At 62.1% G+C, this 23,744-nt stretch carries 26 protein-coding genes; 10 read left to right on the forward strand and 16 right to left on the reverse strand.

Features of this window, described 5'->3' with window-relative positions:
• Position 1: 1 nt before the first annotated feature.
• From QZ564_RS06795 to dapD, 4 genes are all read right to left on the reverse strand, one after another.
• Positions 2 to 541, reverse strand: a complete 540-nt coding sequence (locus QZ564_RS06795; protein ID WP_297106749.1) for a hypothetical protein — start codon at positions 539 to 541, stop codon at positions 2 to 4.
• Positions 538 to 1,695, reverse strand: coding sequence for a succinyl-diaminopimelate desuccinylase (gene dapE / locus QZ564_RS06800; protein WP_297106753.1), 1,158 nt, complete (start codon positions 1,693 to 1,695; stop codon positions 538 to 540). Before dapE ends, QZ564_RS06795 begins: the two co-directional genes overlap by 4 nt.
• A gap of 17 nt (positions 1,696 to 1,712) precedes the next feature.
• Positions 1,713 to 2,189, reverse strand: a complete 477-nt coding sequence (locus QZ564_RS06805) for a DUF805 domain-containing protein (RefSeq protein ID WP_297106756.1) — start codon at positions 2,187 to 2,189, stop codon at positions 1,713 to 1,715.
• 87 nt (positions 2,190 to 2,276) lie between these two features.
• A complete protein-coding gene (dapD, locus tag QZ564_RS06810; RefSeq protein WP_297106759.1) occupies positions 2,277 to 3,119 on the reverse strand; it encodes a 2,3,4,5-tetrahydropyridine-2,6-dicarboxylate N-succinyltransferase in 843 nt (280 codons plus the stop codon).
• A 197-nt stretch (positions 3,120 to 3,316) separates the two neighbouring features.
• On the opposite strand from dapD, the gene QZ564_RS06815 reads away from it, so the two are divergent.
• On the forward strand, positions 3,317 to 3,805 hold the full coding sequence (locus QZ564_RS06815; protein ID WP_297106762.1) for a molybdopterin-dependent oxidoreductase: 489 nt from the start codon (positions 3,317 to 3,319) through the stop codon (positions 3,803 to 3,805).
• 20 nt (positions 3,806 to 3,825) lie between these two features.
• Positions 3,826 to 5,805 carry an EAL domain-containing protein gene (locus QZ564_RS06820; protein WP_297106765.1) on the forward strand — a complete coding sequence of 660 codons (1,980 nt, stop codon included), beginning with the start codon at positions 3,826 to 3,828 and terminating at the stop codon, positions 5,803 to 5,805.
• A gap of 25 nt (positions 5,806 to 5,830) precedes the next feature.
• Here QZ564_RS06820 and QZ564_RS06825 read toward each other — a convergent pair whose 3' ends face one another.
• On the reverse strand, positions 5,831 to 6,652 hold the full coding sequence (locus QZ564_RS06825; protein WP_297106768.1) for a prephenate dehydratase: 822 nt from the start codon (positions 6,650 to 6,652) through the stop codon (positions 5,831 to 5,833).
• Between the two features lie 316 nt (positions 6,653 to 6,968).
• Between QZ564_RS06825 and QZ564_RS06830 the strand changes: the two genes are divergently transcribed.
• From QZ564_RS06830 to QZ564_RS06840, 3 genes are all read left to right on the forward strand, one after another.
• Positions 6,969 to 7,757, forward strand: a complete 789-nt coding sequence (locus QZ564_RS06830) for a cytochrome c family protein (RefSeq protein WP_297106770.1) — start codon at positions 6,969 to 6,971, stop codon at positions 7,755 to 7,757.
• Between the two features lie 66 nt (positions 7,758 to 7,823).
• Positions 7,824 to 8,762 (forward strand): glyoxylate/hydroxypyruvate reductase A, encoded by a 939-nt coding sequence (locus QZ564_RS06835; RefSeq protein WP_297106774.1) that lies wholly within the window; start codon positions 7,824 to 7,826, stop codon positions 8,760 to 8,762.
• Between the two features lie 107 nt (positions 8,763 to 8,869).
• Positions 8,870 to 9,565: a YqaA family protein gene (locus QZ564_RS06840; RefSeq protein WP_297106777.1), complete on the forward strand. Its 696-nt coding sequence runs from the start codon at positions 8,870 to 8,872 to the stop codon at positions 9,563 to 9,565.
• Here QZ564_RS06840 and QZ564_RS06845 read toward each other — a convergent pair.
• Positions 9,553 to 10,902 carry a leucyl aminopeptidase family protein gene (locus QZ564_RS06845; RefSeq protein ID WP_297106780.1) on the reverse strand — a complete coding sequence of 450 codons (1,350 nt, stop codon included), beginning with the start codon at positions 10,900 to 10,902 and terminating at the stop codon, positions 9,553 to 9,555. The genes QZ564_RS06840 and QZ564_RS06845 overlap by 13 nt on opposite strands.
• A gap of 147 nt (positions 10,903 to 11,049) precedes the next feature.
• On the opposite strand from QZ564_RS06845, the gene QZ564_RS06850 reads away from it, so the two are divergent.
• Complete coding sequence (locus QZ564_RS06850; RefSeq protein WP_297106783.1) at positions 11,050 to 11,820, forward strand: tetratricopeptide repeat protein; 771 nt, start codon at positions 11,050 to 11,052, stop codon at positions 11,818 to 11,820.
• 69 nt (positions 11,821 to 11,889) lie between these two features.
• On the opposite strand, the gene QZ564_RS06855 is transcribed toward QZ564_RS06850, so the two are convergent.
• From QZ564_RS06855 to QZ564_RS06895, 9 genes are all read right to left on the reverse strand, one after another.
• Positions 11,890 to 12,048 carry a hypothetical protein gene (locus QZ564_RS06855; protein WP_297106785.1) on the reverse strand — a complete coding sequence of 53 codons (159 nt, stop codon included), beginning with the start codon at positions 12,046 to 12,048 and terminating at the stop codon, positions 11,890 to 11,892.
• 6 nt (positions 12,049 to 12,054) lie between these two features.
• Positions 12,055 to 13,065 (reverse strand): type II secretion system F family protein, encoded by a 1,011-nt coding sequence (locus tag QZ564_RS06860; protein ID WP_297106791.1) that lies wholly within the window; start codon positions 13,063 to 13,065, stop codon positions 12,055 to 12,057.
• Between the two features lie 12 nt (positions 13,066 to 13,077).
• Positions 13,078 to 14,052, reverse strand: coding sequence for a type II secretion system F family protein (locus QZ564_RS06865; protein WP_297106794.1), 975 nt, complete (start codon positions 14,050 to 14,052; stop codon positions 13,078 to 13,080).
• A 2-nt stretch (positions 14,053 to 14,054) separates the two neighbouring features.
• Positions 14,055 to 15,551, reverse strand: a complete 1,497-nt coding sequence (locus tag QZ564_RS06870; protein WP_297106796.1) for a CpaF family protein — start codon at positions 15,549 to 15,551, stop codon at positions 14,055 to 14,057.
• Positions 15,552 to 15,589: 38 nt separating this feature from the next.
• The gene (locus tag QZ564_RS06875; RefSeq protein WP_297106799.1) at positions 15,590 to 16,864 is read right to left on the reverse strand and encodes an AAA family ATPase; all 1,275 of its coding nucleotides are present in this window, start codon (positions 16,862 to 16,864) and stop codon (positions 15,590 to 15,592) included.
• A 22-nt stretch (positions 16,865 to 16,886) separates the two neighbouring features.
• Complete coding sequence (locus QZ564_RS06880; RefSeq protein ID WP_297106802.1) at positions 16,887 to 18,302, reverse strand: type II and III secretion system protein family protein; 1,416 nt, start codon at positions 18,300 to 18,302, stop codon at positions 16,887 to 16,889.
• A gap of 13 nt (positions 18,303 to 18,315) precedes the next feature.
• Positions 18,316 to 19,218 carry a Flp pilus assembly protein CpaB gene (gene cpaB, locus QZ564_RS06885; RefSeq protein WP_297106805.1) on the reverse strand — a complete coding sequence of 301 codons (903 nt, stop codon included), beginning with the start codon at positions 19,216 to 19,218 and terminating at the stop codon, positions 18,316 to 18,318.
• 210 nt (positions 19,219 to 19,428) lie between these two features.
• Positions 19,429 to 19,929, reverse strand: a complete 501-nt coding sequence (locus QZ564_RS06890) for a prepilin peptidase (RefSeq protein WP_297106808.1) — start codon at positions 19,927 to 19,929, stop codon at positions 19,429 to 19,431.
• Positions 19,930 to 20,064: 135 nt separating this feature from the next.
• On the reverse strand, positions 20,065 to 20,238 hold the full coding sequence (locus tag QZ564_RS06895) for a Flp family type IVb pilin (protein ID WP_297106811.1): 174 nt from the start codon (positions 20,236 to 20,238) through the stop codon (positions 20,065 to 20,067).
• A 381-nt stretch (positions 20,239 to 20,619) separates the two neighbouring features.
• On the opposite strand from QZ564_RS06895, the gene QZ564_RS06900 reads away from it, so the two are divergent.
• The 4 genes from QZ564_RS06900 to QZ564_RS06915 all read left to right on the forward strand — a co-directional run bounded on the left by QZ564_RS06900 (position 20,620) and on the right by QZ564_RS06915 (position 23,019).
• Positions 20,620 to 21,066: a pilus assembly protein N-terminal domain-containing protein gene (locus tag QZ564_RS06900; protein ID WP_297106815.1), complete on the forward strand. Its 447-nt coding sequence runs from the start codon at positions 20,620 to 20,622 to the stop codon at positions 21,064 to 21,066.
• 159 nt (positions 21,067 to 21,225) lie between these two features.
• Positions 21,226 to 21,756 carry a TadE/TadG family type IV pilus assembly protein gene (locus QZ564_RS06905; RefSeq protein ID WP_297106818.1) on the forward strand — a complete coding sequence of 177 codons (531 nt, stop codon included), beginning with the start codon at positions 21,226 to 21,228 and terminating at the stop codon, positions 21,754 to 21,756.
• Positions 21,753 to 22,328, forward strand: coding sequence for a TadE/TadG family type IV pilus assembly protein (locus QZ564_RS06910; protein ID WP_297106821.1), 576 nt, complete (start codon positions 21,753 to 21,755; stop codon positions 22,326 to 22,328). Before QZ564_RS06905 ends, QZ564_RS06910 begins: the two co-directional genes overlap by 4 nt.
• A gap of 70 nt (positions 22,329 to 22,398) precedes the next feature.
• Positions 22,399 to 23,019, forward strand: a complete 621-nt coding sequence (locus tag QZ564_RS06915) for an HAD family phosphatase (RefSeq protein ID WP_297106826.1) — start codon at positions 22,399 to 22,401, stop codon at positions 23,017 to 23,019.
• A gap of 62 nt (positions 23,020 to 23,081) precedes the next feature.
• Here QZ564_RS06915 and upp read toward each other — a convergent pair whose 3' ends face one another.
• Positions 23,082 to 23,723: a uracil phosphoribosyltransferase gene (gene upp / locus QZ564_RS06920; RefSeq protein WP_297106828.1), complete on the reverse strand. Its 642-nt coding sequence runs from the start codon at positions 23,721 to 23,723 to the stop codon at positions 23,082 to 23,084.
• Between the last annotated feature and the right edge of the window lie 21 nt (positions 23,724 to 23,744).

Consider the following 23,744-nt stretch of genomic DNA (forward strand, 5'->3'; position numbering starts at 1 on the left):
ATCACGCGGGAGGAACAGGCGCTGGCATGATGTAGAGCGCGATGGGCGTTCCGGCAAGAAGCACCACCGTCAATACTGCAAAGGCGGCCGAAACGCCTATGCTCCAACCGCTCGCCAAACGCCCCAGGCGAAAGAACATGTAGAGCAGGCCCAACCAGACCAAAGGCAGCAGGAAAGGGATGGTCAAGGACAGCAGGGCGCCCAGACCAATATAGTAGGTCAGCGCATAAATGGCCGGCACTAGCAGCGGCAATACCGCTCCGCGATCCCGCAATGCGTAGCGGGTACCGTAAATGCCAATCAGCGGGGCAATCAGAAAGAGAGACTGAAACACCAGGGTCGCGACAAACTCGCCCAGGGTCGGGACACCAAAATTGAACGACCCCAATACGACCGCCAGAAAGGCGAACAGGTAGAACAGCACCAGACCAGTCGTCAGGCCAGGCATGGTCAAACGAAAGCGTTCCTGCCAGCCTGCCTCGTTCCTGAGGATCATGATCCAGCCGTAGACCGACTGGCGCAGGGCGCTGATGATCTTCATGCCGTCGTCGCCTCCGCAAAAAACCGGCGCATGAAGGCGGCGTAGATGTCCGTCAGCCCGGCGAGATCGGACAGGGCAATATGCTCGTCAGCCTTGTGCATGGAGGGGCCCACCAGCCCGCATTCGACCACCGGGCCGTATTGGGCGATGAAGCGGGCGTCCGAGGTGCCCCCGCCTGTGGAATATTCAGGGGGCTTGCCGCTGCGGCCAGCGATCACTGCCGACAGGGTCTCGATATCGGCGCCCAAAGGCGAGAGGAAGGCCCGCGAGGGCGCGCCGGCCAACTCGAAATCGACCCGGGTGCCCCTGGCATCGACCGATCCGATACGGGTGCGGACCCAGTCGGCCAGTGTTTCGGGTGTCCAAACGTCATTGTATCGGATGTTAAAACGCAGGGTCCCGCTCATCGGGATAACATTGCTGACCGGGTTTCCAACATCGATGGTGGTCAGCTCCAGATTGCTGGCCGGGAAATGTTCGGTGCCGGCATCGAGCTTTTCGTTTGAGAGCGCCGTGGCGATGGCAGCCAGCACCGGCAGGGGATTGTTGGCCTTGTGCGGATAGGCAACGTGCCCTTGCGTGCCGGTGACCGTCACCTTGCCCGAGAAGGAACCGCGCCGCCCGATCTTGATGCTGTCGCCCAGCGTCTCTGTGGAGCTCGGCTCACCGACAATGGCGAAATCGAAATTGTGGCCATTGTCCCCCATCCATTTGATCAGCTTCTCCGTACCGTTGATGGCATCGGCCTCCTCGTCATTGGTAATGGCGAGCTGAATGATGCCGGCATCGGGCGGGATCGCACCACAGGCCGCAACGAATGCCGCGATGCCGGATTTCATGTCGGCCGCGCCTCGGCCGTAGATTTTTCCACCTTCAACGCGGGGCGTAAAAGGTTCTGAGGTCCAGTGCGCAGCATCTCCGGGCGGCACCACATCGGTGTGGCCGGCAAAGAGCAGGCGGCGGCCACCCTGCCCCCGCGTGGCGAAGAGATTATCAACCGGATAGGAGCCGTCGCCATCGAAGCGCAGCCGCGTGACCGCAAAACCGATAGCCTCTAGTTCGGCCTGCAAGAGGTCGAGCGCGCCCGCTTCCTCAGGGGTGACCGAGGGACAGGCAATGAGGCGGGCAAGCAGGTCAGCAGGGTCGATGGTCACGACGGCTCCAGTCGGGTTCAGGCGGCGGCGTCCAGTGGGTCGGGACCATAGCTGTTGGATCCGGTCGTGCCCTTGAGGAAGCCAAGCTGGACGAGCATGTAGATGGCGAAAATGCCGTAGATGACGCTCAGGATAGTGAGCCAGATCGGTGGCATGGGATAGCTGACGCCACCGACATCGACCATGGAGGCGCCGATGCCCGAGGCCTGCAGCAGGTTGAGTATGACCGAGCCGGCAATCAGTATCTTGAGGTCAGTGCCATCATTGTCGCGATCGTGCCGGCGCTTGATGCCGATGCAGTAGCTTGGCCAGATCAGCACCAGATTGATCAGCACGCCGAGCCAGGCAATCACGGTCGCATTGCCCAGGCTGATGATGCTGACAATGATGCTGGCGACGATCGAGACGATGATGAGTACAACGATGCCGATCCACCATTGCTGACGGCCGATACGGCCCTCGGTGGTGGTCAAAAGCGCTTTGATATTGTCCATTCTTGTCCCCTCAATAGACCGGAATCAGCTCCGGTCAGGCCCAGAGTAGGACGCCGGTCTGGCCGGGGCCAGCACCGGCACTCTCGATCAATCGCGCAGCAGGTCGTTGATGCCGGTCTTTGAGCGGGTCTGGGCGTCGACAGTCTTGACGATGACGGCGCAATAAAGGTTCGGGCCGGGGGTGCCGTCGGGGAAAGGCTTGCCGGGGAGCGAGCCGGAAACGACCACCGAATAGGGCGGCACATAGCCCATGTGGATTTCGCCGGTCGCGCGGTTCACCACCTTGGTGGAGGCGCCGATGAAGACGCCCATGGAAATGACCGAGCCCTCGCCCACGACCACGCCCTCGACGATTTCCGAGCGGGCACCGATGAAGCAATTGTCCTCGATGATGGTCGGACCGGCCTGCAGTGGTTCGAGCACGCCGCCAATACCGACGCCACCGGACAGGTGCACATTTTTGCCGATCTGGGCGCAGGAGCCGACCGTGACCCAGGTGTCGACCATGGTGCCGTCATCGACATAGGCGCCCAAGTTGACGAAGCTGGGCATGAGGATCGCGCCCTTGCCGATATAGGCCGAGCGGCGGACGATGGCGCCGGGCACGGCACGGAAGCCGGCCTCACGCCAGGTATTGTCGCTCCAGCCCTCGAACTTGGTCGGGACCTTGTCCCACCAGGTGGAGCCCTGTGGCGCGCCAGTCATGGGCTCGTTGTCATTGAGGCGGAAGGAGAGCAGCACGGCGCGCTTGAGCCACTGATTGACCTGCCAGGCGCCGTTCACCTTTTCCGCCACGCGGGCCTTTCCGGTGTCGAGCAGGTTCAGCGCCTCGTTGACGGCATCGCGGATCTCGCCCGTGGTGTTGAAATTGACCTCGGCGCGGTTCTCGAAGGCGGTGTCGATGGTCTGGGCAAGTTGCTCGTGCGACATGGCGTGTCCTGGCGGTTTGACATTCGCGCGGACCATAGCGGGGGCGGCCCGCGTGTCAACGGGCCTCACGATGCGCCACACCGCACAAATTATGCAAAACGCGGCATAAATAAATTCGAGAGAAAGCGCTCGGATACGTTTACTTGAAATTTTTTGGACTGGTGCAGAATGGAAGTTTGGTAACCCGGAGCACTAAAATGAAGAACCTTGTCCTTCAGCTCTCGATTGTTCTGCTTACCACCGCTTCTATCCCATCCGTGGCGCTGGCGCAATCAGATGCTGTCATCCTGACAATTGACGGGAAGATCGATGGCGGCGTCCCGCTCGACTTCACGGCATCTCAGCTCGAAGCAATCGGTTCGGCCCAGATCGCCACTGCCACGCCCTGGCATGACGGAACGCCCGTATTTGAGGGTGTCCCAATGGCAATGCTGCTCGCCCATGTTGGCGCCGACGGAGAAGAGGCCGATGTCCTGGCCCTCAACAATTATCGCACCACAATCCCGCTTGAGGACTTTTCGGCCTATCCGGTGCTGCTGGCACTGAAACAGGACGGTGAATACATGTCGGTGCGCAACAAGGGGCCGCTCTTCATCATCTATCCATTCGATGATTTCGATGAGCTGCAGACCGATCTCTACCATGCCCGATCGGCATGGCAGGTCCGCAGCATCACAATCAAATAGCCCAGAAGGCATGGTGGGCCATGAAGCGGCATGCCTGGTTTCCGCAGTTCGCGATCGTCGTCATCGTGGTCTTGGGTATAGCCACCGTGTTGCATGCTCGGGTGGTGCAGGACACGGCTGATGCCGTGCGCGATTCCATGCGCTTCGATGTTTCCTGGATCGGGGCGCATGGCCGCATCGAAGCGGCCCAGCTGGAAGCCTATCTCGCCCGCTACGCCGCGATGGGCCGGCAGGCCGACGCCGACCGCGCCGAACTGTTCTACCAGATCCTGCTTGGCCGGCTCGATAGCTGGAATGTTGGCGGATACAAGGAATTCCTGGAATCCAGCCCGGAGAGCCAGCAGGCCTATGAAGAGCTGCAGCGTCTCCTGGTGTCAATCGAACCGGCAATGACGGACCTGCAACAGGCCTCCTCGATTTCAACGGTACTCGACACATTGGAACCGGTTGGGGCAATGATTGAGAAGATCGGTGCGGAGGCGACGATCTCGGCCGTCACCAAGGCGGCAGCGATAAGGCAGACGCTCACCGAAAAGCAGGCGATACAGCACTACCTGGTGGTGGCCGCGCTTTTGTCTGCGGGTATCATGCTTATCGTGTCGGCGTTCCAGAACCGGAATCTGCGACGGGCGCATGCCGAGGTCAGACGTGCCGCCGACACGTTTGCCTATCTGGCGCATCATGATCCATTGACCGGGCTGCCAAACCGGACGGCTTTTCCCGACGCTGATCAGCCGGCGACCAGGGATGAGCGACTGACGGCCGTGGTGGTGATCGATCTGGACGGCTTCAAGCTGATCAATGACACCTGGGGGCACATGTTTGGCGACAAGCTGCTCATCGCCGCCGCTCGCAGGCTCGAAGACGTAGTCTCGACCGGATCGGGGCACGTTGTCGCCCGATTGGGCGGAGACGAATTCGCGGCGCTCCTGCATGTGCGCGACCAATCCAAGGCCGAAACCATGGCGCAAAGGATGCTCGAAGCCCTAAAGCGGCCATTCGATATCGAGGGCAGTTCTGTGACCATCAGCGCGACTGCCGGCATCGCCACGACCGCAAATGCGATTCAAAACGCACGTGAGCTGCTGGCAGACGCCGACTTGGCACAAAGCGAAGCAAAGGCCCACCGGAAAGGGTCTGTTGCCATTTATGATGAGGCGCTCCGCGAGACGGTGGAACGCCGCCTGAAGCTTGAAAACGATCTGCGCTGTGCTGTCGGCAGGGACGAAATCACGCCGCATTACCAAATTCAGGTCGATATCGGAACGGGAGCGGTGGTGGGCGTTGAAGCCCTGGCCCGCTGGCACCATCCGCAATTGGGCCCGATCTCCCCCGCCGAATTCATTCCCATTGCAGAGGCATCCGGGCAGATTGTCGACATCGGCAAATACATGATCGCCTGCGCCTGTAGAGATGCCTTGCGGCTGCCCCCTGACGTTCAGGTGGCGGTGAACCTGTCTGTCATCCAGATCATGCAGGGGGAAGTCATGGAAGCGACGGCGGACGCGCTCATGGCGGCGGGATTGCCACCCGAACGGCTGAAGCTCGAGGTCACGGAGTCGGTGATGATGGCTGATGCCAAGCAGCCGATCGCCGTGCTTTCCGAACTCCGGTATCTGGGCGTGTCACTCGCGCTCGATGACTTTGGCACCGGGTACTCGTCCCTGTCATATCTGACAAAGTTCCACTGGGACGAAATCAAGATCGACCGCGCTTTCCTGCAAAATCTCGACACAGACTCGGTTGGCCTCTCGGTCATCGAGGCCGTGCTGGTGCTGGCCAGGAAGACGGGCGCAAAGGTCGTCGTAGAGGGCGTGGAAACGCAGGAACAGATGGAACTGCTGCGCGGCACAGGCTGCGACATCGGCCAGGGATACTTCCTGGGCAAGCCAGCTCCGATTGACCTGGTGTGCGCCCAGATCAGGGAGATCAATCCGTCCCGGCCCGCCCGATTGCATCACATGGCCCAGAAGAACCGGCACGACAGATCATCAAGATGAGAGAACGTCGCAGCGCATTTCTCTTCTAGTCCGCGGCCGGATAGACCCCCAGGATGCGGAAGTAATCGGTGAAGAACCCCAGTTCCTCGAACGCGTGCTGAACGCCGATGTCGTCAGGATGCCCTTCAATATCGGCGTAGAACTGGGTGGCGGTGAAGGCGCCACCGACCATGTAGCTTTCCAGCTTGGTCATGTTGATGCCATTGGTGGCAAAGCCACCCATGGCCTTGTAGAGGGCGGCCGGTACGTTGCGGACGCGGAACACGAAGGTGGTCTTTACCTTGCCCTGATTGGGCGCGCGCTTTTCGGTGGGCGACAACACCAGGAACCGGGTGGTGTTATGGTCGGCATCCTCGATGTTTTCGGCCAGGACGTTGAGGCCATAGATTTCCCCTGCAAGGCGCGAGGCAATGGCGGCGACTGACTTGTCCGCCTTTTCGGCAACCTCGCGGGCAGAGCCAGCAGTGTCGACAGCATTGATGGTGCGCAGGCCACGACCGGAAATGAACTTGCGGCACTGGCCCAGGGCCACCGAGAGCGACTGCACGGCCTTTATGTCGTCCAGCACTGCACCGGGAACGCCCAGCAGCGTCATCTCCACCCGCAGATAGGTTTCGCCAATGATGTGCAGGCCACTTTCGGGCAGCAGGTGATGAATATCGGTAATGCGGCCGTAGAGCGAATTTTCGACCGGAACCACGGCATAATCGGCCTTGCCGGTTTGAACCGCGTTCAGGGTTTCTTCAAAAGTAACACAGCCCAGAAAATCCTCGCCGGGGAAGAAATTGGCCGATGCAGCATGGCTGAACGCGCCGGGTTCACCCTGGAAGGCAATTTTCTTGGTCATGGGTCATTCCTGGACATTAAGGCAGGCGGGTTGTGGCGCGGGCCGGGATGGGAGTCAATGTGGATGAAGAGGGCTGGCAAAAACGCCCGAAATTGTCCGGGTCGACAGGGTGCCGGCGCGGCGCAACCCTAACCGGCCGGCAAACCGCGACGATTTGACGGTGCGTGGCCGGCTTTGGACGGTTGCGCCACAAAGGGCTTGATACTATCTTCCGCGCGCGTCGCACCGGCCGGTTGAGGCGGATTGCCCTATGGGGGATCCAAAGTTGGGCCGGTTCGGATAAATGTCCACGGGGATGGACCGGCAGAGAGACCAAATGGATTCGTTTGAGCTAAACAAGATCATCGGCGCCGTGCTCGGCACCCTGTTGTTCGTCATGGGTGTGGGCTTTCTGGCCGAAGCCATCTACCACCCGATCGAGAACCGCGGCCCCGGCTATGCCCTGCCCGAGCCGGAAGTGGCCGAAGGTGGCGCTCCCGTGGAAGAAGAGCCGGCGGTTCCGCTGAGCGTGCTGTTGGCCAGTGCCAGCGCCGAGCGTGGCGCGGCGGCTGTGCGCAAGTGCCAGAGCTGCCACAATTTCGGTGAAGGCGAAGCCAACAAGCAGGGGCCGCTGCTTTATGACGTTGTGGGCGCCGTGCAGGCTCATGTCGAAGACTTCGCCTATTCGGACATCCTGATGCAGCACCACAATGAAGGGCTGGTCTGGTCTTACGAGAACCTCGACGCCTTCCTGACCAATCCCAAGGGTTACGCGCCGGGCACCAAGATGAGCTTTGCCGGTGTGCGCTCGCCGGAAGAACGTGCCGACATCCTGGCCTATCTCCAGACGCTGTCTGCCAATCCCGTGCCCTTCCCCGCGCCTGAAGCCGTGCCGGCTGAAGGTGAGGATGCCGCCGGGTCGGATGACACCATCCCCGAAGAGCTGTTGACCCCGGCCGAGGGTGGCAGCGAGGAGACCGTGGTAACTGCCCCCGAGGCTGCCGCGGAAACAGCCACGGAAACCCGCGATGCGTCGCCGGTTGTCGGCACCCCCGTTCAGGAAACCACGCCGGCAGCGCCCGAATCGGGCGGTGCCGCCGCTCCGGAACCGGCGGCCGGCCAGTAAACCGGATCACCGCCGACATATGATCGAGCCGCGCCCCCTGCGCGGCTCTTTTCTTGAGGATGACCCATGCTGCTGCTGCACCTTTCCGATGTCGATGAGGCCAGCTGGGCAAAGGCCTTTGCCGAGGCCCTGGCCCCCTACCCGGTGGTGCGGCAGACCGATACGTTCGACCCGGGCGATATCCGCTATATCTTTGTCTGGAAGCCCAAGGCCGACGCCTTTGATGGGCTCGACAACCTCAAGGCCGTGCTGTCTTTGGGTGCCGGGGTTGATGCCCTGCTCAAGCATCCCCGGCTGCCGGACGCACCCATCGTCCGCTTCGTGGACGCCGATCTCAGCCAGCGCATGAGCGATTATGTGGTGGCCCAAGTCACCATGCACCATCGCCAGTTCACCCGCTTTCAGGCCGACCAGAAGGCGCATCGCTGGAGCCAGTATTACCCACCCGCCGCAGGCGAAACGACGGTGGGGATCATGGGCATGGGCGTGCTCGGACAGGATGCGGTGAGCCGATTGAGGCCTTTGGGCTTTGACCTCAGGAGCTGGAGCCGAACACCCAAGCAGATGGACGGGGTCGAGGGCTTTGCCGGCGACGCCCAGTTCGAGGCATTTCTGGCGGGCACCGATATTCTGGTGAACCTCCTGCCATTGACCCCGGAAACCACGGGCATTCTCAATCGCGACACTTTTGCGCGGCTCAGGCGCGACCGGCTGGCGGGTGGACCGGTGATCATCAACGCTGCACGGGGTGGCCATCAGAAGGAAGCCGATATTGTTGCGGCCCTCGCCGACGGGACGTTGGGCGCGGCAAGCCTGGACGTCTTCGAAGTCGAGCCCCTGCCCTCCGACAGCCCCTTGTGGGATATCGAGAACTGCTACATCACGCCCCATATCGCAGCCATTTCCGATGAGCAGAGCGGGGTGCGCTATTTCAGCCGCATCCTGATCGATCATGAGGCGGGCAAACCATTGCCCAATGTGGTGGACCGGCAGCGGGGCTACTGAGGTAATTCCGGCGAAATCGGTCGTGTCTGACACGCAAAATTCACTGGTCAGGCGGCAAGCTGTCGTTCAAGCAGGGTGCACTGGAAAAAGGGAGCCAGGTTGGGGGCATGACTGACACCACACAGACGGCAAAGCCGGGGCTCTACGAACGGCTCAAGGCCGCGACAGGCCATCCGCTGGCCGAACCGATCCTGGCCCTGATCTGCTTTCTCGAAGCCATGATTGTGCCGGTGTTTCCCGAGGTGATGCTGGCGCCCATGATCCTGGCCGATCGGCGCCGCGCCTGGCGCCTGGCAACGATCTGCACCGTGTTTTCCGTGGTCGGCGGCATCTTCGGCTATGCTATCGGCTATTATCTGTTCGACACCATCGGCAAGGGAATCGTCGAGTTCTACGGTGCCGGTGCCGGCTTCGAACAATTGCGCGAGAGCTTCGTGGCCAATGGCCCCTTCATGATCATGGTGGGCGCGGTCACGCCCATTCCCTACAAGATCATCACCATCACCAGTGGCGTCGCCGGAATCGATATCTGGACCTTCATCCTGTACGGGCTGATCGGCCGGGGCCTGCGGTTCTTCTTCCCTTGCGGCCTGTTCTATTTCTTCGGACCGGTCGCCAGCGAGTTCATCGAAAAGCACAAGAAATGGGCCGGCTGGGTCATGCTGGCCGCCATTATCGGCGGCTTCGCGGCCGCACCGCTGCTGTTTCCCAAGCATGGGGCCGAGGTGACGGACCGGGTGATCGAGCGGACCACCGGGACCGACGTGATCCCGGGAACGCCGCCTGCCGATCAGGCCGAGTAACGCTGGCGCAAAAGGCCATAGATCGCCCTTATGCCCTGATCGGTGCCGCCGGCCGGGCGGCCGGGCCGGGCTTCGGGTGCCCAGCCGAAGATGTCCAGATGCGCCCAGGCCTTTGCATTGCGCACGAAGCGCCGGAGGAACAGCGCGGCGATGATCGATCCGGAATGGCCGCCGCTGGCAGCGTTGTTCACATCGGCGATGCGCGAAGCCAAAAGGCTGTCATAAGCCGACCAGAGGGGCATGGGCCAGAGCGGGTCTTCGGCCGACAATCCGGCGGCGACCAGACCTGCCGCGACGGTATCGTCGGTCGCGTAGAGCGCCGGCAGCTCAGGACCCAGCGCGACGCGCGCGGCTCCCGTCAGGGTAGCCATATCCACAATCAGATCGGGCGCCTCCTCGTCGGCCAGGGCCAAGGCATCGGCCAGGATCAGCCTGCCCTCCGCATCGGTGTTGCCGATTTCGACGCTGAGCCCGGCGCGTGACCGCAGCACGTCGCCAGGGCGGAAGGCATTGCCGGCAATAGCGTTCTCCACGACGGGCAACAGGACGCGCAGCCGCACCGGCAGCCGCGCATCCATGATGGCGTGCGCCAGGCCCAGGACATTGGCGGCGCCGCCCATATCCTTTTTCATGATCAGCATGCCGGCGGCGGACTTGATGTCGAGCCCGCCGGTGTCGAATGTGACGCCCTTGCCCACCAGAGTTACCTTGGGGTGAGTGGTCTTGCCCCAGTGTAGATCAATCAGCCGCGGCGCCTGCGCGCTGGCGCGCCCCACGGCATGGATCATCGGGAAATTGGCCGCCAGCAGCTCGTCGCCGGCAATGACCTTGACCTTCATCTTGTGCCGGTGCGCCAGTTCGCGCGCTTTCTTTTCCAGCGCGTCGGGCCCCAGATCATTGGCCGGGGTGTTGATCAGGTCACGAGCAAGAGACGCTGCCTCGACCTGACGTTCCACTTCATCGGCGTCGGCACGGCCAGGTATGACCAGCTCGGGGCTCTTGTTGGAGCCGCGATACTGGGTGAAGCGGTAGGCACCCAGCCGGAAGGCAATGGCCCCCATGGTGGGGTCACCATAGTCGCCCTCCAGGCGATAGCGGCCTTCAGGCAGGCTGGCACCGGCGTGACCGGCGACGAAAACAGGCCGGTTCTCGGCAGGGCCGATGCCCAGCATATAGGCGGCAATGCCGCCATCAGCGTCCGGAAGGGCCAGAAGCGTTCCGCGCTGGCCGGTGAAGCCATTGGCAGTCGCCCAGGCCTGATGCCCCTCCGATATCCCGCTGGCCGCCACGCCCCCCTCCGAAATGAAGTGAACCGGGGTGATCGACGATTTGGACATAGCGGGGACTCCTGGGCTCTCCGCTCACTTCTAGAGAAGCCAGGCAGCACCGGCAACGGCACCCAGGGCCGTTTAACGCAGCGTTAGGGTTAATGATCTATTGCTCGGAGACAGGTTCATGCGGCCGGACACGGCCGGGAGTAAGAAGTGTTCGATCGAGCGCGGATCATCGGAACAATCCGTCCCCTGCTTCTGGCCGGAGTGGCGGCGTTGGCGCTTTCGGCCTGCGCATCCAACCGCGGGCAAATGGCGGCGACGGATTATGCGGGCATGAGCGCGGCAGAGAGCCACGCCAATCTGGGTGCGCTGACGGCACGCTATCGCGCCAATCCCAAGGACCGCGCCACGGTCATTCAATATGCAGCGGCGCTCCGGGCCGCCGGACAGCCGCAGCAATCGGCAGCGGCGCTGGAACAGGCCATCATCCACTACCCTGGCGATGTGACCCTGTCGGTCGCCTATGCCAAGGCGTTGACGGCCGCAGGCCGGTTCGACCAATCCATTCAGGTCTTGCGCAATGTCATCCGCCCCGATGCACCGGATTGGAATGCGCTTCTGGTGCTGGGCGCCACGCTGGACCAGACCGGACGCCATGACGAGGCGCGGCAAGTCTATGGGCAGGCGGCAATCATCGCACCGGGCGAGGCTTCGATCGAAACCAATCTGGGCCTGTCCTATGCCATGACCAACGATCTGGTCGCGGCCGAAAAGCACTTGCGGCGCGCCGTGCAGATGCGCGGTGCCAATACCCAGACGCGGCAGAACCTGGCCTTGGTCGTGGGCCTGCAGGGTCGGTTTGATGAATGCCGCGCCATTTACGCTGCCGAACTGCCCCCCGAACAGGTCGAGGCCAATATGGCCTATGTGCGCGCCCTGCTGACTCAGCAGAACCGCTGGGATCTGATCGACAAGGGTTGATCTGGCCCCCGGCCCATTCCCGTCCTGAAGACCTGCCTCCTGCAAGCCCGACAGGCGGCTCAGGCGTGTTCAGCCTGGATGCAGGATGATGAGGAATGCCGTCGCTAGCAGCGCCCAAATCAGGAACCCCACACCGGGCAGCAGCATGAACCAGATAATGATCGCCGCAGCCCAGAAACACAGCAGGGCCAGCACGACCAATGCTGCCTTGACTAGCCATGGCTTCATTCAGGTCTAGCCGCCGCCCACCGTCGAGGCGACCGAGCCGGAGAAGACCTTGATCATGGCCGGGGAGAGAATGACGATAAAGAGCACCGGCAGGAAGAACAGGATAAGCGGCACGGTGAGCTTGGGCGGCAGGGCCGCAGCCTTTTTCTCGGCGTCCATCATGCGCGATTCGCGGCCTTCCTCGGCCATGACGCGCAGCGCCTGGCCCACCGAGGTGCCGTAGCGGTCCGCCTGGATGAGGGCGGTCATGACCGACTTGACGCCATCAAGCCCGGTGCGCCGGCCAAGATTGTCATAGGCGCGGGTGCGGTCTTCGAGAAAGGAAAGCTCGGCGGTCGTCAGGGTGAGCTCTTCGGCCAGTTCCGCGGACTGCGCACCGATCTCCTTGGCCACGCGCTTGAATGCGTGCTCCATGGACATGCCGGCCTCGACGCAAAGCAGCAGCAGATCAAGACAGTCGGGCCAGGAGCGGCGGATGGAGGCCTGACGCTTCTGGGTACGGTTCTTGAGCATCAAAAGCGGCAGATAGGCGCCGACCAGGCCCGCGGCGATAGCGTAAAGCAGGTTGAGATAGACCGGCCGGTCGCCCGGGGACAGGACGAGCAGATAGACAGCAGCGACCGCAAAGATGGCGATGGGATAGCTGAAACGCTGGAACAGGAACTTGGTCAATTCCGCCTGCCCGCGCAGGCCGGCCATGGCCAGCTTGTCCACGGTGGTGTCGTCCTGGAAGGCCTTTTTGAGGTCGAAGCGCTCGACCGCCCGCTTCATATAGGTCTTGGCTTCCTTGCCGCGCCGGATGGAGCCACGCCCATCGGCATTGGCGCCGCCACGCAGACGCGCCATTTCCTCGGCCCGCATCTTGTCGCGTTCCACCGCCACGCGCTTGATGCGCTTCTTCATGTCCTGGCGAACCAGGAGCGACGAGCCGAAGGTGAACACGACCGCCGCCGCTGAAACGGCGGCGAGGACGGCTATGAGGAAGTCCCGCTGGGTAAGCAGCTCAACGATGTTCATGCAACAGCTCCCCTAGACCTCGAACTGGACCATGCGGTTCATCACGAAGATACCGGTGGCCAGCATCAACACGCCGATCCCCAGGCACAGATTGCCGACCGGGGTGACAAACAGGGGCATCAGGTAAGTCGGCGAGACGATGGAAACCAGAATGGAAACCACGACCGGCAAGGAGCCGATGATGCCCGCCGAGGCCTTGGCCTCCGAGGACATGGCCTTGACCTTCTGCTTCATCTTCTTGCGGTTGCGGAGCACGCGCGCCAGATTACCCAGCGCCTCGCTGAGATTGCCGCCAGCCTGTTGCTGCACGGAAATCACCACCACGAAGAAATTGACCTCGGGCAGCGGGACGCGGTCAAGCAACACCTGAACGGCCTCGGTCATGGACATGCCGAAGCTCTGCTGGTCGAGGACCCGGCCGAATTCGGATTTGACCGGTTCCTTGGTGTCCTTGGCCACCACGCGCATGGAATCGTTGAGCGGCAAGCCGGTCTTGACGCCGCGCACGATGGCTTCGATGGCGTTGGGCAGTTCGTCGAGAAACCGATCCTGGTATTTCTTGCGGCGGCGCGAGACATACATGCGCGGCAGCAGATAGCCGCCCGCCACTGCGAACACGACGGCGAAGTAGATCGGTACCTGTGCCAGCACCAGGATAACGAAGAGCGCAGCGCCGAAAATGACGCTGTTGCGGATGAACGTAGCCGGCTTGATGGTCATGCCTGCCTGGAAAATCAGGTCGGGCAGGCTCAGGCGTTTTTTGGCGTTGAGCGCATCGGTCTGCGACTTCAGCGCCTGCTGGACGGTTTTGCGCCGGTCTTCCCGGGTGCGGCTGGCATCGGCCTCGCGGCGATTGGCCCGGATGTCACCCTGAAAGGCCTTCATGCGCTGCTGGGCACGCTTGTTCCCGAGTGCCGAGGGCACCAGAGCGAAGCCTGCGGCCCCGATGGTGATGACGAACAGCGCAACGAGCAACAGCATGGTCATGGTCAGCGGCCCAAAATCTCGTGCTGCTCGACATTGGCCTTCTCGAGTGCCTCGACGAGATTGGCCTCTTCGTTGAAATAGCGCGCGCGTTCGGTGAATTGCGGCTTGGTGATGCCGGTCGAGCGGTGCTTGCCGATCAGCATGCCGTTCGCATCCTCGCCCATGATGTCGTAGAGGAAGACATCCTGGGTGACGATGACGTCGCCTTCCATGCCCAGCACCTCGGAAATGTGGGTGATGCGGCGCGAACCGTCGCGGAGACGCGCGGCCTGGACGATCACGTCGATGGACGAGACGATCATCTCGCGAATGGTGCGGCTGGGCAGGGCATAGCCGCCCATGGTGATCATGGATTCAAGACGGCTGAGGGCCTCGCGGGGGCTATTGGCGTGCAGCGTGCCCATGGATCCGTCATGGCCGGTGTTCATGGCCTGGAGCAGGTCGAAGGCCTCCGGGCCGCGCACTTCGCCCACGATGATCCGTTCGGGACGCATACGCAGGCAGTTCTTGATGAGATCGCGCATGGTGATCTCGCCCTCGCCCTCGAGATTGGGCGGGCGGGTTTCCAGACGCACCACATGGGGCTGCTGGAGCTGAAGTTCGGCCGAGTCCTCGCAAGTGATAACGCGCTCGTCCTTCTCGATGAAGGCGGTCAAACAGTTGAGCAGCGTGGTCTTGCCCGAACCGGTACCGCCCGAGATCAGCACATTGGCACGGACACGGCCCAGGATGCGCAGCACCTCGGCGCCTTCCGGCGAGATCGAGTTGTACTTGACCAGCTGCTGAAGGGTCAGCTTGTCCTTCTTGAACTTACGAATGGTGAGCGCGGCACCATCAATGGCCAGCGGCGGAGCGATGACGTTGACGCGCGAGCCGTCGGGAAGGCGGGCGTCGCAGATCGGCGAGCCTTCATCGACGCGGCGGCCGACCTGGCTCACGATACGCTGGCAGACATTCATCAGATGCGCGTCGTCGCGGAAGCGCACATTGGTGAGACGTACCTTGCCGCCCACTTCGATGTAGCATTTCTGCGAGCCGTTCACCATGATATCGGCGATGTCGTCACGGGCCAGCAGCGGCTCGAGCGGACCATAGCCCAGAACGTCGTTACAGATGTCCTCGAGCAGGTCTTCCTGCTCGGAGATGGACATGACGATGGATTTGAGCGCGATGATTTCGGCGACAATGTCGCGAATTTCCTCGCGAGCGGCCACCGATTCCATCGTGGCGAGCTGGCTCAGATCGATCGAGTCGATCAGCGCGTTGAAAATGGCGGACTTGGTCTGGAAATATTCCTTGGCGCGCTGCGCATCGGCGGGGGCGCGGACATCGAGCACTTCGTCCGTGGTGCGCATGCGCGCGCCTATCCCGTCACCATCGCTGGCGCGGCGCTGTTGCGGCGGGGCTGCGGATGGCGCCGGCGGCGGGCTCGCGACCGGCCGCGGTGCCTCGCTCAGTCCGGGCGTATTGCCACCAAATGTCGTACGCTTGCCAAACATGAAAGTCCCTACAGTTCCTGACCCCTAGTCCTGTCCTGTCACGCGCGTTTCTTGAACAGGGCGGGGAGTTTCAACAGGCTTCCCGGCTTAGCCGCACCATGGCTGACCTGCCGGCCGGTGACCTGCATGCCGATAGCGCGATAAACCTCGTTGATCTTGTTGTTGGCGGCCACCTCGGCGATCATCTGCCCATTATTGGCCGCCGTGCCGAAGACGGCTGCGTCAAACCCGATCTGCCCGATCAGCTCGCATTCCACCGAGGAGGCGAATTCGCCGGCGCCGATCTCGGGGCGGCGCGGGATACCAAGCTTGTTCAGCACCAGCTTGGGGGCGCTGTCGGTGGGCCGCATCGACTTGATGGCGTCGGCCATGTTCTTGGCATTGCGCAGATTGGCCAGGTCCGGCTCGGCGATGATGACGACATCGTCGATGGAAGCCAGGGTCTGGCGCGTCCAGGCTGTCCAGCCATGCGGGATGTCGAGCACGATGACCGGCACGCTTTTCTGGCAGATTTCGATGACCTGCTCGAACTGGCGCTCCTCGAAGTCCCAGGTCTGGTCGAGCGTGGCCGGAGCGGTGAGCAGGTTGATGTGATTGGCCGCCTTGCTCATCAGGCGATCGAGCATGGTCTGGTCGACCTTCTGGTTGGCCAGAACGGCATCGGCCAGGCCATGCGGCGGGTCCTGGTTGAAGTTGAGGCCAGCCGTACCGAAGGGCAGGTCCATGTCCACGATCAGGCAATCCTGGCGCAGATTGGTCGCGATGGCCCAGGCGACATTGTGGGCGATGGTGGAACTGCCTGCGCCGCCCTTGGCGGAGATGAAGCCGACAGTACGACCGATGGGTGCGGCGCCTTCGGCCGCGTAGAGATCGGTGATCGCGGTAACGATCTCGGCAGAGGTCGCCGGCAGGACGATATATTCGGAAATGCCCGAGCGGATCAGCTCGCGATAGAGCAGGACGTCGTTGACATGCCCCAGCACGATGACGCGAGTCGAAGCGTCGCAAACCTCGGCCAGTCGTCCCAGCGCTTCGGGAATGTCGTCTGGTGGCAAGGTGGTTTCGACGACAATCAGGTTGGGCGTGGGGTTGGCCTTGTAGGTCTCCACCGCGCCGTCAATGCCGCCATTATGGGTGGTCAGCGCCACCTTGGACATGCGCCGGTCGTGCAGAGCGCTCTCGACCAATTGGGCGGTCTGGGAATGCTCGCAGAAGGCCTGGATGGTGATGCGTGGCACCAGGCGGGCGCCCGAGGCGATCTCGGCGGCTGGTTCTTCGTTCTGTGCCGGCTGGTCAGGGGTAAGAAAACTCATGAACGCTGCTCCTGATCCAATATCAATCCAGGACAAACCCGACCGAGCCGGAGAACCCGCCCCGGAACTCGCCCGTGGCACCGACGCCGTATTGCTTTTCGATGGCGCCAAGGAAGAAGGCCTCGGCATCATTGGCTATGGCGACGCTGTCAGTCGGCACGGCAATGGCATTGGCGGGGCTCGGGGCGACGATATAGGGCGTCACCAGGATCACCAGTTCGGTCTGCTGGCTCCGGTACTCATTGGAGCGGAACAGGGCACCCAGGATCGGGATGCTGCCCAAGCCCGGCAACTGGTCGATGGCGCGGTTGGCGCTCTCGCTGAGCAGGCCGCCGATGGCCAATGTGGTTCCCGGCGGCAGCTCGACAGTTGTCGATGCCCTGCGGGTCGCCAGGGTGGCGTTGGTGATCGGTTCGGATACTTCGGTTTCCAGCGTCAGGCCGATCGAGCCATTGCTTTTGACAGTCGGGGTGAAATTGAGCCCAATGCCGTATTCGCGGAAGGTAAAGATGGGCAGACCGGTGGTCGGATCGACGCCGGTGACATATTGGACCTCGCCCCCGACCAGGAAATCGGCCTGGCTACCCGACATGGCCGTCAGCGTGGGCTGCGCCAGCATCCGCGCTGCGCCACGGTTTTCCAGCGCCTGCAGGGAGGCGTTGATCTGGAAATTGCCCAGTGGGAAGCCCGCGGTACCGCTGAAGGTACCCGCAGACGCGGGGCTGTTGTTGAAGCCCAGCGTGGTGTTGCCGATAGTGGCAGTACCCGAGAGATTGATGCCCAGCTGCTTGGCCACATCGCGCCGGATTTCTGAAACGGTGACCTGCAGCATGACCTGCTGGCCGCCAATGACCTGGATCAGGCTGCCGGTAGGCTCGTCCGACTCGGACAACTGGCTCGCCAGCGACTCGGCGACAGCCTTGTCTTCCGCGGTCTGCACTGTACCGGTCAGCAGGAAGTAGAGCTTGTCGTTGAGCGTGGAATTGGAAAGCGTCTCGACGCGAATGTTGGAATTGGGGATGACGCGGCGCAGCGTGTCCTCGAGCGCCTGGCCCACAGCGAGCGGCGGCTGGACGATACGCAGATCAAGGACGCTCATGGTGCGCCCATGATCGTCCATGAACAGGATGTTGGTTTCGCCCTCGGCCATGCCCTGCACGATGGCTCGGGTGCGGGTGCGCATGATGGCAGCTGCAATGCTGGGCTGGGACACCACCACCTCGGCCACGCCTGCCGGCAGGTCCACAATCATGGATTTGTTGAGTTCGACCTCAAGCTTGCGCACGGAGCCATAGGCATTGCTGGCGATGGTGACATGGGCCTGCGCCTGGGCGTAGACCGGCTGCACCGGCAGTGCCGTCGCAACGACCGCCATCAGAGCCGCTGCAATGGCGGTTGCCGTACGGCGGCGGAATGTGGCGTGAATTGGCGTTTCCATTGTCGTCTCGCCCCTATTGCGGCACGACCACGGGCGCTTCTGGCGCCGTCTGGGTCGGGGTGTGGTGTGACATATTGGCGTTCTCGGCCGCATCGGCGGTCATGGAACTGCCGGCCAGGATGCTCTGTTCCTTGCCGTAGCGGATCAGGCGAACGGCCTGGTTGGTGGCCGTCGTTTGGGTTTCAGCCCGATTGAAGTCGGCGACCGAACGCAGGGTCAGGCTCAACTGACCGCGTGTGGAAGCATTGACCAGGGTCTCAGCCTGGGGCGGATCGAGCTCCAGCGTAGCGATTGTCGTGGCATCGAAAGTGGTCGGGGTGGGGCTGGCCTCGGCGCCGGATTCGTCGCCGCCGCTGACACCCATCTCGCCCAGCTGCTTGCCAATGGCCAGTACCCGCACATCGGAAAGGATGACCTCGGAGCGCTGACCCATCTCGGTGGACGTTGTGAGCAGCACGTCGACATGGTCATTTGGCACCACGAAGCCGCCGGCACTGGAGGCGGCGGTCACGGTGACTGAGACACCCCGCTTGCCCGGGGCCAGCACGGCCGAGAGATAGCCCTGGTCGGCGCGGACTAGCTTGGCCTCACGGATAGGTTCACCGGGGAAGAATTCGAAGCGGGCAACCGCGCCGGTCAGCTGTTCGGGGGCGTCGGGCATGGCCGAGACGGTGACGTATTCGGGCCGCAAGGCGCCTTCGGGCCAGTCCTGCCATTCGACCCGATCGATGCTGAGCCGCTCGCCGACGCCGATCGGTGCCCTGGCCACCAGTATCTGCGTCTTGGCTTCCTCGACGACCTGGGTAACGACCTCTGCGTTTGGCGCGGGAGCCCTGCCGCTCCGCATCACCAGAAAGGCCGCGAGCGACCCCGCCACCAAAGCTACCACCAACAGGATAATACGCGCCGGCCTCATGACCTACTCCGGTAATACGCGGGCACGAGTGCCCATTTCCACCGGCTGAACTATGGAAGCAAAGGGTCAAGGTTTAGTTAATCAGGGCTTTGCAAAAGTCGTTAACGAGTTATGAACACTAGCGTTTTGCAATTCTACTGGACAAAAGACAGCAAAAAGCGCCCGCGGATATTGCGCAGGCGCCCTTGAAAAATTGACGAGGGTCGGGTGTCAGGCGGTAAGGCGCTCGAAAATGGCCGTGTTGGAATAGGTCATGAGGCCAGCGACCGCCATGGCGACACCATAGGGCACCCCCTGCTTGGGGTCCCGCAGGCGGCTGAGCCACTGGGCGGACTGCACGGCATCGGGGAGCGGCACGCGCCGCAGCACCAGAATGAGCAGCGTAAGCACACCACCCAGCAGGGCGGTATAGGCCAGATAGGGCAAGGTCAGGCCAAAGCCTAGCCAGAGCGTGGTCGCGGCGGCCAGCTTGGCGTCGCCACCTCCGATCCAGCGCATGGCGAACATGGCAAAGGCCACGACCAGAACGATGAAGGCACAGAGCACATGCATGGCAAATTGCTGCAGCGGCAGTTCGACGATGAGTGCCATGACGACAAAACCGGCGGCCAGGAGCAGCACCAGCTTGTTGGAGATGCGCATGGTCAAAAGATCAGACGAAGCCGCAAAGGCCATGACCGCAGGAAACAGCAGGAGGGCGAGTATCGACATCACGGCACCCAAGTCAGATTTGATGCGTTTCAGACTGCGCCCAACGCGTTAAGAAACGCCAAATAGCAAAGGGAAGGCAGATTGCCTTCCCTTCGCGATATTCAACATGGCCCGCCCCGAGGAGCGGACACCAAATCACGGGACGGTGACGTCCAGCGTGTTGGCGATATCGTTGAACAGGTCGCCGAGGTTACCACCCAGCGTCGTGGCCGCCAGAATAATACCAACGGAGATAAGCGCGGCGATCAGGCCGTACTCGATTGCGGTCGCGCCCGACTCGTCCTGCGCGAAACGTGCGAAAATGTTCATTCCCAGGCTCCTTTTTACACGTCCTCGAGTGACGATAGCGTCGGGCCAACGTCACACATCGAACATGGCGCGACGCTACCGGCCACAGGTTGAAATAGCGTTAATGTCGGAGAGCCCCACTCGACAATGCGGCGACAAATTTCTCTTGGTAGACAACCACTTAACGAAATAGATTCAATTCTAATTACTGTAGGGACGACCTCTGCGCGCATACGTATATATAGGGACACTTCGTGCTGCCGCAGGCAATTGGCATAAATCCCATACGTTCACTTTGACCCTGCGGATTGTTGTTTCGACAGCTACGCCAATCCTGTTTGCCAAGTATTTACCATTCGGGTGGATCGTAGGGGCCAGAGTATCAGTACCCGGATTTGCGCCATGTTTCGTTCTGCCGCCATTGCCTTGTTGCTTGCCGCAACCCTGGGGGCGCCCGTTTCAGCCGTCGCGCAGGACGGTGCGCCGATTGATGTGAATGTGAACATGGCCCGGGTCCTGCGCATCAGCGCCCCCGCCGCAACGGTGATCGTCGGCAATCCCGGCATCGCCGATGTGACCATCCAGGATCCGCAGACGCTCATCCTGACGGGCAAGAGCTATGGCCAGACCAACCTGATCGTGCTGGACAGCCGCGGCGAGCCGGTTGCCGATACGCTGATCGAGGTGGTGCAGATGACGGCCGGGGTCATGACGGTCTATCAGGGGCTCAACCGCACAAGCCTGGCCTGTGCCCCGGTGTGCCAGCCGGTGATCATGCTGGGCGACGATACCGGCTTCTCCGGCCAGGCCATGGCCTCATCCCAGCTGGTGCAGTCGGCCGCAAACTAGCCGGCGTTCCTCACAGCGTTCACACACTGTTAACCGCTGCCGACGATCGGTGGCGTGCGACGCGCATTCCTAACCATTGGGTGAGGGTATCCCCATAGGGTGACCGCGATGCATATCCGCGGGAGCCAGAGGATCGTGTTCGGCAAGAGCTGGCGAACAATGAAACAGCAAGGTCGTTCGCTGTCGCGCGACGAGCGCGGGGTGACGGCCATTGAGTTCGCACTGCTGGCTTTCCCCTTCTTCGGCATTATCGGCGCCATCCTGCAGACCTCGTTGATCTTCCTCGCCTCGCAGGTGCTGGAAAGTGCCGTCCATGACGCCTCGCGCGCCATCCGCACCGGTCAGGTGCAGGGGGCAAGCATGACGCTGGATCAATTCCGCACCGATGTCTGCGGGCGACTTTACGGGCTCTTTGACGATTGTGCGGGTCTGCATATCCGCGTCAACACCGTCACCAATTTTCAGTCGGCGACCGTGGTGCCGCCCGTCAACTCGGACTGCAGCGCCCCCTGCGACTGGACCCAGGCCCAGACCTGGACCCCCGGCGGCGGCAATGCGGTGGTGCTGGTGCAGATCTACTATCGGTATCCGGTGCTGCTCCAATTGGGGCCGCTTGGCATGTCAAACCTGGGCGATGGTCGCCGGCTACTGGGCTCCGCAACCGTATTCCAGAACGAGCCCTTCACATGAGCGCGGCCGGGACACTCAAGCGCTGGCTGCAACGGCTGATCCGCACCGAAAGGGGCGTCGCGGCAGTGGAGTTCGCGCTGATCCTGCCGATCATGGTGCTGACCTATGTGGGCACCTTGGAGGCAAGCACGCTGATCACCATGGACCGCAAGGTTCAGTCGGTGGCCGGGGCCATGGGCGATCTCGTGGCACGCGTCGATGGTTCGGTCACGGCGAGCCAGATGCAGGATTTCTTTCGCGCCTCCAGCGGCATCATGACCCCCTATTCGTCCAGCGCTGTGCAGCAGGTGGTGACCGCGGTGCGCGTCAATAATGACCGCTCCACCACCGTCTTGTGGTCGCGCAAATATGAGGGCGGGGTTTATTCAAGCAGCACCCCGCATGCGGTCGGGGCAGCTTTCGCGCCGCTGCCCGAGGAGATGATCAATATCGCCCTGGGTCAGACAGTGATAGCGGCGGAAGCCCATTACTCCTACACCCCGCTTCTGGGCGTGATCTTCGACAGGCCCGTTCACCTTTACCGGTCCAGCTTCTTCATGCCGCGCTTCGGGGCCCCGGTGGGGATTCAGTAAGCCAGCTTGTCCGGGCTGCCTGGGCATGCCACAAGCCGCCCAGCCTTCTCCGAACGCAAGCGACATGACCATGAGCGACCATATCATCCCCGTATTCGACCTGGGCGGCGTCTTCGTCGACTGGGACCCGATGTATCTGTTCCGCAAGCTGTTCGAGAGTGAGGAGGATGCGCTCTGGTTCCACCAGCATATCTGCACCGGCGACTGGAACCTGGAGTTTGATGCCGGCGAAATCTATGCCGAGGGCGTGGCCAAGCTGATCACCCGGTTCCCCAAATACTGGCGCGAAATCCAGGCCTTCGACACGCGCTGGAAGGAGACCGTTGGCGGCTTCATCCAGGGCACGCTGGATATCCACAACGAGCTGATCGAGCAGGATATCCCCACCTTCGCCATCACCAATTTCTCCTGGGAGAAATGGGTCAGTTGCCTGGGCGAATGGCCATTCCTGGAAAAGTTCGACGGCGTCGTCGTCTCGGGGCTGGAAGGTCTGGTCAAGCCCGATCCGCGGCTCTACCGGGTCTTCTGTGAGCGCTACGCGCTGGCGCCCGAGTCCTGCGTTTTCATCGACGACAGCGAGCCCAATATCGTGGCGGCACGCAAATTCGGCATGCACGGCATCTGGTTCAAGGATCCCGATCATTTGCGGGCCGACCTGATCGCGCTGGGCCTGCCGCTCAAGGCAAGGTAGCGAGTAGCGAGTAGTGACTGGCCTTCAACCCCTATTGGCTACTCACTATTCGCGTTCTTCTCTCACTTCGTCCCATACATGCGGTCGCCGGCGTCACCCAGGCCAGGAACGATATAGCCCTTGTCGTTGAGGTGATCATCGATGGCGGCCGTATAGACCGGCACATCGGGATGGGCCTCGGTGAAGTGCTTGACGCCCTCGGGCGCGGCCAGAAGGCAGAGGAAGCGGATGTTGTTGGCGCCGCGTTCCTTGAGCTTTTCGATGGCGGCGGTAGCCGAATTTGCCGTGGCGAGCATGGGATCGACCACGATGATCAGCCGGTCCTCCAGGCTCGAGGGCGCCTTGAAATAATACTCGACCGGCTCGAGTGTCTCGTGGTCGCGATACATGCCGATATGGGCGACGCGGGCGGCGGGCACCAGATCAAGCATGCCATCGAGCAGGCCATTGCCGGCGCGCAGGATGGAGGCAAAGACCAGCTTCTTGCCCTTGATGGCTGGGGATTTCATCGGCGCCATGGGCGTTTCGATGTCGATCATTTCCAGTTCAAGGTCGCGCGTGACTTCATAGCACATCAGATGCGCGATCTCGCGCAGGAGCCGCCGGAACCCGGCAATGGAGGTCTCCTTGTTGCGCATGATGGTCAGCTTGTGCTGGATCAACGGGTGATCGATGACCGTCACATTGCCTACGACCTTGCTCATCGAAACACCTCTTGTTGATTG

Origin of the sequence: uncultured Devosia sp., from assembly GCF_913055165.1 — a bacterium.
GTDB lineage: Bacteria > Pseudomonadota > Alphaproteobacteria > Rhizobiales > Devosiaceae > Devosia.

Bases quoted from the DNA above. Each gene is read 5' to 3' on its own strand.
- QZ564_RS06795 (WP_297106749.1), bottom strand. From the start codon at position 541: ATGAAGATCATCAGCGCCCTGCGCCAGTCGGTCTACGGCTGGATCATG.
- QZ564_RS06805 (WP_297106756.1), bottom strand. From the start codon at position 2,189: ATGGACAATATCAAAGCGCTTTTGACCACCACCGAGGGCCGTATCGGC.
- dapD (WP_297106759.1), bottom strand. From the start codon at position 3,119: ATGTCGCACGAGCAACTTGCCCAGACCATCGACACCGCCTTCGAGAAC.
- QZ564_RS06815 (WP_297106762.1), top strand. From the start codon at position 3,317: ATGAAGAACCTTGTCCTTCAGCTCTCGATTGTTCTGCTTACCACCGCT.
- QZ564_RS06820 (WP_297106765.1), top strand. From the start codon at position 3,826: ATGAAGCGGCATGCCTGGTTTCCGCAGTTCGCGATCGTCGTCATCGTG.
- QZ564_RS06825 (WP_297106768.1), bottom strand. From the start codon at position 6,652: ATGACCAAGAAAATTGCCTTCCAGGGTGAACCCGGCGCGTTCAGCCAT.
- QZ564_RS06830 (WP_297106770.1), top strand. From the start codon at position 6,969: ATGGATTCGTTTGAGCTAAACAAGATCATCGGCGCCGTGCTCGGCACC.
- QZ564_RS06835 (WP_297106774.1), top strand. From the start codon at position 7,824: ATGCTGCTGCTGCACCTTTCCGATGTCGATGAGGCCAGCTGGGCAAAG.
- QZ564_RS06840 (WP_297106777.1), top strand. From the start codon at position 8,870: ATGACTGACACCACACAGACGGCAAAGCCGGGGCTCTACGAACGGCTC.
- QZ564_RS06845 (WP_297106780.1), bottom strand. From the start codon at position 10,902: ATGTCCAAATCGTCGATCACCCCGGTTCACTTCATTTCGGAGGGGGGC.
- QZ564_RS06855 (WP_297106785.1), bottom strand. From the start codon at position 12,048: ATGAAGCCATGGCTAGTCAAGGCAGCATTGGTCGTGCTGGCCCTGCTG.
- QZ564_RS06860 (WP_297106791.1), bottom strand. From the start codon at position 13,065: ATGAACATCGTTGAGCTGCTTACCCAGCGGGACTTCCTCATAGCCGTC.
- QZ564_RS06865 (WP_297106794.1), bottom strand. From the start codon at position 14,052: ATGACCATGCTGTTGCTCGTTGCGCTGTTCGTCATCACCATCGGGGCC.
- QZ564_RS06870 (WP_297106796.1), bottom strand. From the start codon at position 15,551: ATGTTTGGCAAGCGTACGACATTTGGTGGCAATACGCCCGGACTGAGC.
- QZ564_RS06875 (WP_297106799.1), bottom strand. From the start codon at position 16,864: ATGAGTTTTCTTACCCCTGACCAGCCGGCACAGAACGAAGAACCAGCC.
- QZ564_RS06880 (WP_297106802.1), bottom strand. From the start codon at position 18,302: ATGGAAACGCCAATTCACGCCACATTCCGCCGCCGTACGGCAACCGCC.
- cpaB (WP_297106805.1), bottom strand. From the start codon at position 19,218: ATGAGGCCGGCGCGTATTATCCTGTTGGTGGTAGCTTTGGTGGCGGGG.
- QZ564_RS06890 (WP_297106808.1), bottom strand. From the start codon at position 19,929: ATGTCGATACTCGCCCTCCTGCTGTTTCCTGCGGTCATGGCCTTTGCG.
- QZ564_RS06895 (WP_297106811.1), bottom strand. From the start codon at position 20,238: ATGAACATTTTCGCACGTTTCGCGCAGGACGAGTCGGGCGCGACCGCA.
- QZ564_RS06900 (WP_297106815.1), top strand. From the start codon at position 20,620: ATGTTTCGTTCTGCCGCCATTGCCTTGTTGCTTGCCGCAACCCTGGGG.
- QZ564_RS06905 (WP_297106818.1), top strand. From the start codon at position 21,226: ATGAAACAGCAAGGTCGTTCGCTGTCGCGCGACGAGCGCGGGGTGACG.
- QZ564_RS06910 (WP_297106821.1), top strand. From the start codon at position 21,753: ATGAGCGCGGCCGGGACACTCAAGCGCTGGCTGCAACGGCTGATCCGC.
- QZ564_RS06915 (WP_297106826.1), top strand. From the start codon at position 22,399: ATGAGCGACCATATCATCCCCGTATTCGACCTGGGCGGCGTCTTCGTC.
- upp (WP_297106828.1), bottom strand. From the start codon at position 23,723: ATGAGCAAGGTCGTAGGCAATGTGACGGTCATCGATCACCCGTTGATC.